This is a genomic window from Streptomyces malaysiense (assembly GCF_000980885.2).
GTDB lineage: Bacteria > Actinomycetota > Actinomycetes > Streptomycetales > Streptomycetaceae > Streptomyces > Streptomyces malaysiense.
The window spans coordinates 1-11,817 of the sequence record NZ_LBDA02000065.1 but is presented as its reverse complement, the minus strand read 5'-3'; the positions used below and the strand labels follow the sequence as shown (position 1 = coordinate 11,817).

The 11,817-nt window shown below is 71.3% G+C and carries 8 protein-coding genes; 5 read left to right on the top strand and 3 right to left on the bottom strand.

Annotated features, from left to right (window positions below; all coding sequences use genetic code 11):
- The 3 genes from VT52_RS26540 to VT52_RS26530 all read right to left on the bottom strand — a co-directional run.
- Nucleotides 1-2,651 (bottom strand): amino acid adenylation domain-containing protein (locus VT52_RS26540; protein WP_143070918.1); only part of this gene is annotated, 2,651 nt, incomplete at its 3' end.
- A gap of 102 nt (nt 2,652-2,753) precedes the next feature.
- Complete coding sequence (locus tag VT52_RS26535) at nt 2,754-4,241, bottom strand: aldehyde dehydrogenase family protein (RefSeq protein ID WP_079175277.1); 1,488 nt, start codon at nt 4,239-4,241, stop codon at nt 2,754-2,756.
- 236 nt (nt 4,242-4,477) lie between these two features.
- Nucleotides 4,478-7,534, bottom strand: a complete 3,057-nt coding sequence (locus tag VT52_RS26530; RefSeq protein ID WP_046428478.1) for a non-ribosomal peptide synthetase — start codon at nt 7,532-7,534, stop codon at nt 4,478-4,480.
- Between the two features lie 311 nt (nt 7,535-7,845).
- Here VT52_RS26530 and VT52_RS36050 point away from each other — a divergent pair, with 311 nt between their 5' ends.
- The 5 genes from VT52_RS36050 to VT52_RS26505 all read left to right on the top strand — a co-directional run bounded on the left by VT52_RS36050 (nt 7,846) and on the right by VT52_RS26505 (nt 11,736).
- Nucleotides 7,846-8,034, top strand: a complete 189-nt coding sequence (locus VT52_RS36050) for a ferredoxin (protein WP_240509884.1) — start codon at nt 7,846-7,848, stop codon at nt 8,032-8,034.
- 53 nt (nt 8,035-8,087) lie between these two features.
- Nucleotides 8,088-9,677: an amino acid adenylation domain-containing protein gene (locus VT52_RS26520; RefSeq protein ID WP_046428475.1), complete on the top strand. Its 1,590-nt coding sequence runs from the start codon at nt 8,088-8,090 to the stop codon at nt 9,675-9,677.
- A complete protein-coding gene (locus VT52_RS26515; RefSeq protein WP_046428474.1) occupies nt 9,674-9,946 on the top strand; it encodes a phosphopantetheine-binding protein in 273 nt (90 codons plus the stop codon). The genes VT52_RS26520 and VT52_RS26515 overlap by 4 nt, the downstream gene beginning before the upstream one ends.
- 6 nt (nt 9,947-9,952) lie before the next feature.
- Nucleotides 9,953-10,912 (top strand): chlorinating enzyme, encoded by a 960-nt coding sequence (locus VT52_RS26510; protein WP_046428473.1) that lies wholly within the window; start codon nt 9,953-9,955, stop codon nt 10,910-10,912.
- Between the two features lie 95 nt (nt 10,913-11,007).
- Entirely contained in the window at nt 11,008-11,736 is a 729-nt protein-coding gene (locus tag VT52_RS26505; protein ID WP_046428472.1) for a thioesterase II family protein, read from the top strand.
- Nucleotides 11,737-11,817 lie beyond the last annotated feature (81 nt).

The window sequence follows — 11,817 nt, the reverse complement described above, 5'->3', positions numbered from 1 at the left end:
ACGTCCGGGTGGGCGGCGAGGGCGGCCTGCACCTCGCCCAGCTCGATCCGGAAGCCGCGGACCTTGACCTGGTCATCGGCCCGGCCCGCGTACGAAAGCCTCCCGTCCGCACCCCACCGCGCCAGGTCACCGGTGCGGTAGAGACGCTCCCCCACCGCGAAAGGACTCGCCACGAAGCGCTGGGCGGTCAGCGCGGTCCGGCCGAGGTATCCGGTGGTGACGCCGGCTCCGCCGACGTACAGCTCCCCCACCACGCCGGGCGGCACGACGCGCAGTGCGGGGTCGAGCACGTACACCTGGGTGTTGCCGACGGGGCGTCCGATCGGGACGGCCCCGGACGCGGTGTCCGCGGGTTCGATCTCCGTCCAGACGCTGTCGGCGCTGGCCTCGGACGATCCGTAGAAGTTGAGGAGGCGGGCGTCCGGGAGGAGTTCGTGGAACCTCCGGGCGGTCCTGACGGGCAGGGCTTCGCCGCTGGTGATCCAGGTGGCGCGGCGGGCGGCGGGTCCGAGGAGGCCGCTCTCCAGGAGCTCGGCGAGCAGGCTGGGCACGACGGTCATGCGTCGTACCTGGTGGCGCTCGATGAGGCGGGCGAGTTCCGGGGCGCTGCGGGCCTGCTCCGGGCCGGCGATCACGACGGTGCCGCCGTGGAGCAGCGGTTCGAGGATCTCGCTGGTGCCGTCGAGGAAGCTGAGGGAGGTCTTGGCGCACACGGTGTCGCCAGTTCGCCAGGGGTGGCGGTCGTGGAACCAGGCGAACCGGTTGGTCATGCCGGCGTGGGTCTCGATGACACCCTTGGGTTCGCCGGTGGAGCCGGACGTGTAGATGACGAGGGCCGGGCTCGCGCCGTGGCGGGCGTAGGCGTGGACCGGCGGCCGCGGGCTCCGGCCGGCGACGGCGCTCAGGACGCCGGGGTCGTCGAGTTCGATGACGCGGGCGGCCTGCGGCGGCAGGGTCGCGGCGGTCTGCCCGGTGGCGAGGACGAGGTGCGGTCCGGCGTCGCGCAGCATGTACGCGATGCGGTCGGCGGGGTAGGCCGGGTCCACCGGTATGTAGGCGGCGCCCGCCTTGAGGGTGGCCAGGAGGGCGATCACGAGGCGTGCCGAGCGGGGGAGGTACAGCGCGACGTAGTGTCCGGCGCCGACCCCCTGGTCGATGAGGTGGCGGGCGAGCCGGTTGGCCGCCTCGTCGAGTTCGGCGTAGGTCAGCTCGACGTCCTCGCAGACGAGAGCGGGCGCGTGCGGGGTCCTTTCCACCTGGGCGGCGAGGAGGGAGGGCAGCGTGCCGTCCGGGGTCGCGGTGGCGGTGTCGTTCCAGGCGGTGAGCGCGGCGCGTTCAGCGGGGAGGAGGACGTCGAGGTCGCCGAGGCGGGTGTGGGTGGGCGCGTCGGCCAGGGCGGTGAGGAAGGCGGCGAGACGCTCGTTGTGGGTGTCGAGTTCGGCGACGGTGTACAGGGCGTCGTTGGCCTTGAGTTCGATCTCCCAGCCGTCGCGGTCGGCGCGGTCGAGGAACTGGAAGGCGAGGTCCTGGGTGGGGCCGACGCCGTAGTAGGTGCCGCCGGCGGTGGCGTCGGCGAAGCGGAGGTCGTAGTCGAAGTTCATGACGTTGACGACCGGGCCTTCGAGCTGCGCGCGGGTGCCGACGAGGTTGAGGTCGCGGCTGAGGTCCTCGTAGCGGTACATCTGGTGCCGCAGGACGACGGCGACGGTGTCGGCGACCTGCCGCAGGAAGTCGTCGATGCTCGTCTCCGGGGCGATCGCGACCCGCAGGGGCACGACGTTCGAGGCGACGCCGGGCACGGAGCGGGAGTGCGCGCCGGTCCGCGCGGCGACGGGCAGTCCGAGGATCAGTTCGCGGGCGCCGGTCATGCGGTGGATGTAGGCGGCCGCGGCGGCGATGGCCAGGGTGGAGCGGCGCAGACCGCGGCCGCGGGCGAGGTCGCGAAGCCGGTCGGTGGCCCGCGGGTCCAGTTCGACGGAGCGGCGCAGCAGTCCCCGGGGCAGGTGGGGGGCGGCGTTGGTGAGCCGGGCGGCTTCCGGCGCGTCGTCGAGGTAGTGGCGCCAGAAATCGGCGTCCTGCCGGTAGGCGTCGCTGTCGCGGTAGGCGCAGTGCTCGTCCAGGAGGTCCTGGAGCGGTGCGAAGGGCGTGGCGGTCAGCGGGGAGTCCGCCGCGAGCAGCGTGTAGATCTCCGCGAGCCGGCGTGCGGTGAGACCCATGCTCCAGCCGTCGATGGCCAGGTGGTGGAAGCGGTGGCTGGAGAGGTAGTGGTCGTCGGCCAGTTTGAGCAGTTCGGGTGTGAACAGCGGCTCGGCGGTCGGGTCGATGGGCCGGGTGAACACGGCCCGCAGGTGGCTCTCGGCCGCCGCGCGCGGGTCGGTGGCGCCGCTGAAGTCGTGGAACTCGACGGGCACGGTGTCGGCGTCGAGGATGTGCTGGAACACCTCGTCGCCGTCGACGCCGATGCGGATGCGCAGGGTCTGTGCTTCGTGGATGAGCTGCCGCATCGCGTCGCGGTAGAGGTCCGGAGCGATCGGGCCCCGGATGTCGAGCACCTCACCGACGGTGAGGACGGGCGAGTCCGGGGCCATCTGGTGGAGCAGCCAGAGCCCGTGCTGGGGAGCGGTCAACGGCACACGGCGACGGGCAGACATAACTCGGCACTCCCCCAGCACGACGGGTATTGAATGGTTTGGTTGCTGTTTCCGGGCAGGCGTCGGCGCGGCCCGGTGCGTGACGTATAGCGGCGCGTTCGTTCAGAACGCCTTTTCGAGCGCCCTCTCGTGAGATCGCTCGCCGGCTCCCTCCGGAACGGATCGTGTTCCGTGCCGGCCGAAGAGGAGAACGGGATCCGCGGTGCGCTCTGGAATGGGTTCCGTAATCGTCGTGAGATTCACGTACGAATGCCAGGTGACGTTTCCGGACACGCTGGTTCCACCCCATGTTCCGCTGGAGAGCGTGGAGGTGAAGGGCACTCCGCTGGTGAGGCTGCCGCTGTTGGTCATCGTCGACTGGTTGACGACGATCCGGCAGGTGGGGAGCGCCCCGGCGAACTGGTCGACGCGGGCCGCGAGTCGCGAGTGGATACCGGCGCTGTGGCCGCGCCCGCAGTCGGCCAGGATGTCGTCGATCCGGCGCACGGCGGCGTCGAAGTGGTCGTACGTGAGGAGCGTGACCACGGGTGAGAGCTTCTCCCGCAGGATCGGGCCGGGGGCCTGCGGGCCGTCGCCGTCCAGCACGAGAGCGGTGGTCCTGCCGGGACCGGCGAGCTTGATGCCGCAGGCGTGGGCCAGTGCTTCGGCCGGCTTGCCGATCAGGTCCCGGTCGAGCGTGCCCTCGTCGTCCCAGAGGGTGTCGCGGACACGCCGGGTCTCCTCGCGGGTGCACATGTGAGCGCCCGCGGACCGCAGTGCGGCGCGCAGTTCCCCGGCGACGGAGCGGTGGACCAGGACGTTGCTCTCGGAGGAGCAGGAGGTGCCGTTGTTGTATCCGGCGCCGTTGTGGACGCAGTGGGCGGCGAACGGGATGTCCGCGGTCTCGTCGACGAGGACGGTGGGATTGCCGACTCCGGCGCCGATGGCCGGCGTGCCGCTGCGGTAGGCGCGGCGCACGGTCCCCGGGCCGCCCACGGCGACGACGAGGTCGGCGGCCGCCATCAGGTGCTCCGCGGCTTCCCGCCCTCCGGCGGACAGGCACTGCACCAGGTCCGCCGGGGCACCGACCTCGGCGAGGGCCTGGCGGATCACCTCCAGGGTTTCGACGGCGCTGGCCCGTGCCCTGGGGTTGGGGGTGAAGACGATCGCGTTGCGCGTCTTCAGCATCGGCAGCGCGTTGCAGATGATGCCGGGGCCGGGGGCGGTGGCCGGGCTGGCCGCGGCGATCACCCCGACCGGCTTGGCGAGCCTGCGCAGTCCCCGTTCCGGAATCTCCTCCACGGTGCCGACCGTGGACTGCCCGTGCAGTTCGAGGAGTTGCCCGAGGATTCGCTTGCGCTGCAGTTCGTAGAGGTGCTCGGGGTCTCCCAAGCCGGTTTCGAGATGGCTGAGTTCGGCGAGCCGGCGCGCGTTGTCCTCGCGGTGGCAGTGCCAGCCGACGGCTGCCACGAGATCGTCGATGCGTTCCTGTGACCAGTTCGCGATGACGGACTGGGCCGCACGCGCACGTCGTATCTTCTCGTCGACCGCTCTTTGTATGGACACAGTGCTCACGCTGCACTCCCGGCTCGTGATGGGACGGAGCGTCATGGACGGTGGCCGTGCTCCGATGGGAACTGAGGGTTCTTTGTCGGCGCCTTCGAATTCCCGTGGGGCTGGGAGGTGTCGCACGCCGGGGCCGACCACCAGACAACTAGGAGCCGAACTCGTTGGCAATAGAGGTCATGGCCTACGGATCTCAGTCGCCGCCACTTCGCCAAATGCGCTGTGTCCTGGCAACAGGACAGTGATTCGGTTTCGCGGAACCGCGCATTGCGCGCCGGAATTCAGAGGGATTCCGCGGTGCCTGTCAAGAGCTGGGCGACGCCTGCGACGGTGGGGTTGGCCAGGAACGCGCGCAGGGTGGGACGCGGGCCGTGCCCCGCGGGGAGCCGGGCCAGGAGCCGGACCGCGGCCGTCGAGTCGCCGCCGCGGGCGAAGAAGTCGTCGTCCGCGCCGACGGCGGGGGCGTTCAGGACCTCCGCGAAGACCGCGGCGACGGCTTGCTCGGTGCCGGAGAGCGGTGGGCGCCGCTGGGGCGTGTGCTTCCCGGGGGCGGGCAGCCGGGAGCGGTCGAGCTTCCCGTTGGGGGTCAGCGGCAGCCGCTCCAGTGTGACGAACACGCGGGGAATCATGACAGCGGGCAGACGGTCGGCGACATAGCGCCGCAGGGCGCGTGGGGACGGCCCCACGGGGGCGTCCGGCGAGGTCGGTGGCTGTGCGGGCACGATGTGGGCGACCACGGTGCCGTGCCCGTCACGCTCGTCGGCGCGCACCGTCACGGCGGCCTGGGCGATGTCGGGGTGAGCGGTGAGCACCGCCTCGATCTCGGCGGGTTCGACGCGTATCCCGCGCACCTTCGCCTGCGCGTCGGCCCGGCCCAGCAGTTCCAGTTCGCCCTGTGCGTTCCAGCGGGCCAGGTCGCCGGTGCGGTACATGCGCCGCCCCCCGGGCGCGTACGGGTCGGCGACGAAGCGATCGGCGGTCAGTGCGGGCCGGGCGTGGTAGCCGCGGCCCACCTCACCGCCCACGTACAGCTCCCCCGCGACGGTGGGCGGCAGGGGGACGAGGCCGGGCCCGAGCACATAGGCGCGCATGTTGCCCAGCGGGGTGCCGATGGGCACGGGACCCTCGGCCGGCGGTGCGGCGGGCAGCGTATGGGCCGTGGCGTAGAAGCTCTCGGTCTGCCCATAGGCGTTGATCATGGTGACGGCGGGCAGCTCCGCCCGGACGCGGGCCACCAGTTCGCCCGGCAGACGCTCACCGGCGCAGACGACGGTGCGCACGTGCAGGCTGCCGCTGACCTGGTCGAGTATCTCGCTGAACGCGGAGGGGACGGTGTGCAGCACGTCGCCGCGCCAGCCGCCGCGCTCCACGACGGACAGCACGTCACGGACGATGTCGACGCGGGCGCCGGTGCTGAGCGCGGTGACGATCTCGAACACCGACACGTCGAAGTTCATCGAGGTGCAGGCGAGCATCACCGCGCCCGGACGCATGCCCACCAGCGGGGTCAGCTGGGACACCCCGTTGACGACGCCGGCGTGGGTGATGCCGACACCCTTGGGGACGCCGGTCGAGCCGGACGTGTACATCACGTAGGCGAGGTTGTCGCCGTGCGGCACGGTTTCCTGGGTCCGGGTGCCGTCGCCGGGGTCCGTCGCGGGGCCGTCGACGAGAAGCTCGGGCAGGGCGTGCTCCGGTAGCAGCGGGCTGGTGGCGCGGTCCGTCAGCACCAGGCAGGGGGCCGCGTCGGACAGCATCAGTTCCAGGCGCCCCGCGGGATAGCGCGGATCGAGCGGGAGGTAGGCGGCACCGGACTTGAGGACCGCGACCGTGGCCACGACCAGGTCGGTGGTGCGCGACACGGCCAGTGCCACGATCTTCTCGGGCCGGGCGCCGGCCCGGCGCAGCCTGCGGGCGAGGGCCGAGGCCGCGGTGTCGAGTTCGCGGTAGGTCAGCGTGGTGTCGGCGTCCGTCACGGCGATGGCGTCCGGCGTCGAGTGGACCTGGCGGCTCAGGAGTGCGGGGATGGTCCGGGCCGGCAGCGGCCGGGGCGGGCTCGTGGGGGCATGGGGCCACGGTCGCGCCGCGGGCAGCAGGGGGAGCCGGCCGGCGCGTGCGCTCGGGTCGGCCGCCGCGGCGCCCAGGACGGTGGCGAGCCCTTCGGCCAGGGCCTGGGCCGTCACGGCGTGGAACCGGTCGCGGGTGCGGGTGAGGGAGACCCGCGCCTCGCCGTGCCGCTCGTCGCTCGGCAGGTGCAGGGTGAAGTGCAGGTCGTGCGGGGTGCTGTGCGGTGCGCTCAGGTACACGTCCGTGGTCAGACCGGGCAGCCGCACGGACAGGGCGCCGGGGTCGGGCCGTGCTTCGGACACCACCTGCAGCAGCGGCGTCGCCGCGCCCCGCCCCTGAGGTGCGGCGAGCAGGCGTGCGAACGGTGTGTCATGGCGGCCCGCGCCGTGCAGTCGTGTCGTCACCTGCCGCACGAGGTGGGCGAAGCTCGGGTTGCCGGTCAGATCGAGGCGCAGCGGCAGCAGGTCGTCCGGTGAACCGGTGCGGGCCGCGCCCGGCTTGACGGTGGCCAGGGTGATGTCGCTCCCGCTGCCGGTCTGGTGCAGGAGCACCGCGACAGCGGCGTGCAGCACGTGCTCGGGCGGCACGTCCAGGGTGCGGGCGAGGGCGACGAGCGGTGCGGCCCGCACCGTGTGGGTCAGGGTGTGTGCGGCGGGGCTGGTCCGTGGGGTGCGCAGCCGGGCGGCCGGCAGCGGCATCGAGGTGTGCAGGCCGGCCAGTTCGCGCCGCCAGAAGGCGTCGCGGGCCGGGTCCTCGGAAGGGGGCCCGGTGACGTCGGCCGCGGGCGCCGTCCAGCGGGGCGGCGCGCCCCGGCGGCGCGCGCTGTAGGCGTGGCCGAGGTCGGCGAGCAGCCGGGGCAGGAACCGCGGGCTGCACGCGATGTGGTGGACGGTCAGCACCAGATGGTGCCGGTGCGGGCCGCTGCGGAACAGCCGGGCGCGCAGCGGCGCTTCGGTGGTGAGGTCGAAGGGACGGCGTACGTCGTCGTCCACGACGTGCCTCGGGTCAGCCCGCTCGGTCGGCTGCGCGGGCAGTGCGAAGCGCCGGCCGGCGGGCGCCGTGGTGGGGACGGGCAGGCCGTCCGGGTCCGCCGGGAAGCGGGTGCGCAGACCGGGGTGGCGATCGACCAGGTCCGCCAGGGCCGCTTCGAGCGCGCTCACGTCGAGGGTTCCCGTCATACCGAGGCCGGCCGCGAAGTTTCCCTGGGACGCGTCGTCGCCATGACGGTGGACCAGCCACGATCTGCGTTGCGTGATCGACGCTGCAGACATGCGCGCCTTCTCCTTTTTCTGTGCCACTCGGGCAGATCTCTGGTCAATTGAACCGCGACAGGCAGACGGTTTTCGGTTGTATCACGCTGCTCGGAGCAAGCGCGCCGCTCACGTCATTCGAAGCTGTCCGGTCGACAGGACAGCCGTCCTTTCCGGTGCCCCGGGCCCCGGCATTGGTACGGTGCGACGCAGGCCCGATGTGCGGCGCAACACCCGTCGGCGTCTTCCCGAAATATCGCGCGGCCAGGACCATGCCACTGGATGTCCCTTCATCCAACAATCAAGTGGGCGAGAGGTTTTCCGTGGAATCGATTGTCGAAGTCGACACCGAGGTTTGTGTCGGAGCCGGTCAGTGTGTTCTGGCTGCTCCCGGAGTTTTTGACCAGCGCGAAGAGGACGGCATCGTGAAATTGCTTGCCGCCGAGCCCTCCCAGGAGGTGCGCGATGCGGTGCGAGAGGCCGTCCATCTGTGTCCTGCGGGTGCCATCACGTTCCGCTGACGCCGTCGGTGAGCCGTGCGTTCCACCGCGCGCGCCTTGACTTGAGGGGATGAATGTTGCAACCCAGGGGCGATGAGAGACGAGGGCCTGCCCCCGTCGACGATCTGATCGGCAGGTTCGCGGGATCGGTCCGGGCCTGGCCCGGCCGGATCGCGCTGTCGGGCGCCGACGAGAGCTTCACGTACGCCGCGCTCGACCGATGGTCGGACGCCGTGGCCGAGCTGCTGCACGCGCGCGGCGTACGACGGGGTGACCGCGTGCTCCTGCGCATGGAACCGGACGTCGGCGCGGTGGCGGCGGTGCTGGGCATCCTCAAGTGCGGTGCCGCCTATGTGCCGGTGGACGTGCGGCATCCGCTGTCGCGGCGGGAGTTCATCGCACGTGACAGCGAGGCGAGGGCCCTGGTCGGTTCGTGGGGTGAGGAGCCGCTGCCGACCCGGCTGGGCACCGTGGTCGGCCCGGCGGATGTGGCGGCCGCGCGGACCGCCTCCGCGCGCTCTTCCCGGCCACCGGCCGGCCCCGGGCCCGAGGACACCGCGTACATCATCTACACCTCGGGAACGACGGGCCTGCCCAAGGGCGTGCCGATCAAGCACCGGCACGTCCACGCCCTGCTGGACAGCGCTTCGCGCGTCTTCCGGTTCACCGCGCGGGACCGGTGGCTGCTCTTCCACTCGCTCGCCTTCGACTTCTCCGTCTGGGAGATGTGGGGGGCGTTGGGCACGGGCGCCGAGCTGGTGGTACTGCCGCAGTGGGCCGCGCGTTCACCCGAGCGGTGCCTGGAGCTGATCCGCGGCCGGGGCATCACCGTGCTCAACCAGACCCCGACGGCCTTCGCGGCGCTGGCCGAGGCCGCTTCCCGCGGTGAGACCGACCTGCCGGACCTGCGCTACGTCGTCTTCGGGGGCGAGAAGCTGTCGCCCCCCACGCTGCGGGCGTGGGCCAAGCGGTACGGGCTGGCCCAGCCGCGCCTCGTCAACGGCTACGGCATCACCGAGACCACGGTGTTCACCACTTTTCACGAGGTCACGGAGGAGGACCTGGCCGGTGACGCGTCCGTCATCGGCGAGCCGCTGCACGGCTTCGTGGCGCGTGTCGTGGACGAGGACGGGCAGGAGGCGGCGCCGGGAGACATCGGCGAACTGTGGCTCGCGGGGCCGCAGGTGGCCGAGGGCTACCTCAACCGCCCCGACCTGACGGCACAGAAGTTTCCGGCCGTGGCCGAGGGTGCCGCCGGCACCCCGGTGCGCTACTACCGCTCCGGGGATCTCGTCAGCCGCTCCGCCGACGGCAGTCTGGTGTACGACGGCCGGGCCGATCTGCAGGTGAAACTGCGCGGCTACCGGATCGAGCTGAGCGATGTCGAGACCGCCGTGCGCCGGCACGACGCGGTGCTGGACGCGGTCGTCACCGTCCACGAGTTCAAGCCCTCCGATTTCCGTCTGGTCTGCGCCTACACCTCTCGTGAGGATCTGCCGGCGGTGGAATCGCACGAGCTGCGCCGGCACATCAAGCAACTGCTGCCGTCCTACATGCAGCCTGCGCGCTATCTGTCCCTTGCGGGGATGCCGCGCACGGTCAACGGAAAAGTCGACCGGGCGGCCGTCGCCCGGGTCTGGACAGAGGAGATCCCACGCGCATGAGCCAGCTGACATCAGAGGAAGTACGGGACCCCGTGACCGTGGAACGCTCGGTCGTCGACTGGGCGGCCGAGATTCTGGAGGAGCCGGCGACAGCAGCCGACAACTTCCTCGATCTGGGCGGTCACTCCCTGCTGGCGATCGAGCTGAATCAGCGGGTGAGCGACGCCTTCGGCGTCGAACTCGACCTGCAGATTCTTTTCGAGAAGAGCCTCGGCGAAACAGCCGCGGACGTCATGGAAAACCTCCATTCACGGACGAAGAGCAGCTGACGGACTATGACGATCACAACTGAGCAGCAGACGTTCGCCCTGTCCCGGCAGGAGCTGGAGCAGTTCGAGCGCGACGGATTCCTCGGCCCGGTCAAGATCTACGAGGTCGAGGAGATGGAGACGCGCTGGAAGACGATCCAGCGTGAGCTTCGCGATCGCTCGCACGCGATCTACCCGGAAGGGTCCGGCAAGGCCAGCAGCATCTCCAACTACGACCGCCACCTGGACATCGATCTGCTGTCCGAGCACATCATGAAGCGGGAGATCGTCGATCGCGTCGCCTCGATCCTCGGCCCGGATCTGCTCTGCTGGCGCTCGGAGTTCTTCCCGAAGTTCCAGGGCGACGAGGGGACCGACTGGCACCAGGCGGCGAACTTCGCCCATGCCAGCGGCAGCCCCCAGATCGTCTGGCCCTCGCAGGACGGACTGCCCGCGTTCGGCGGCACGATCACCGTGTGGACCGCGTTCACGCACTCCACCCGGGAGAACGGCTGCCTGCAGCTGATGCCGGGCACGCACAAGCACATGAACTACGACGAGTCCAAGGGCATGTCCTACGACGCGGACGCGTTCAACGCCCGGGAGAAGGACGGGGTGAAGCGCGGCTTCTTCGGCTACGACTACCGGCAGCTGCAGAAGGACCCGGACTGGAAGCCGGACGAGTCACAGGCGTTCCCGTTGGTCATGAAGCCCGGCGAGTGCGTGATCTTCTGGTCCACGCTCATGCACGCCTCGCTGCCGCACACCGGTGCGAAGAAGGACTACCGCATGGGCTACGCCGCGCGGTTCGTACCCACCCAGGTGCAGGTCTATCCGGGCACCGAGAAGGTCGACGAGTACGGCGGCGGGATCACGCTCGACAACTACGGGACCGTCCTCGTCTCGGGCGTCGACGAGTTCGGTCACAACCGTGTCGCCAAGGAGAGCCGGCGCGGATTCCCGTTCGTGCCGCACCGGCAGGGCTGAACCCGGGACGGGGTGAGGCGCCCGCGCCGCCGCCCCGTCCCGGCCCGGACATCGCGCCCCGCGCACCCCGTCGACCGACCAGGAGGCACCCTCTCGTGACCCGTTTCCCACTGATCCTGCTGCATCACGCGGGCGGTTCGGCCAGGGTGTTCGACGCACTGGTCGCCGCGCTGCCCGCGCACATCGAGCCGGTCCCTCTCGACCTGCCCGGACGCGGCCGGTCCTGGCGGGAGCAGCCGGCCACCTCGGCGGAGGAGGCCGTCGACTGGCTGGTGGAGCGGACCGCCCACATCGACGGTGAGTTCGCGGTGTTCGGGCACAGCCTGGGCGCCTATCTCGGGCTCGCTCTGGTGGCCCGCCTGGAGGAGCGGGAGGGTGGCATGCGCTGCTCGACCCTGTTCGCCTCGGCCAACTCCGGTCCGGTCGGCGCGGTTCTGCCCTTCGAGGGTTCCGCGCTGGCCACCGGCGATGAGGAGATCTTCCGGATCGCCGAGGCGTCCGGGGGCTTCGTCGACGAGCGGCTCAGAGGCCACGCCCAGCTGCGCGAGCGTGCCGCCCGCCTGCTGCGCGCGGACTTCGCGCTGTCCCAGTCCTTCCTGAACAAGCAGCGCCGCTGCGTGACCGAGGCGGAGATCGTGGTGTGCTGCGGGGCCGACGACGTCTTCAGCGCGCAGCAGCTGGAGCAGTGGCGCCTGAACTCGACGTCGGGGACGGAGATCCACCGTTTCCCCGGGGGCCATTTCTACCTGGAGGACCATGCCGAGGGCGTCGCCGACGTGGTCGCGGCCAAGCTGACCCGCACAACGGCGCAGACCGTGTCCTAGGGCCTCGGTGCGGCGGGCGTCGGCCCGCCGTGGGGCGTCCCGGCACCTGCGCTGCGGGCGAGAAGGAGGGCGGCCCCGCCG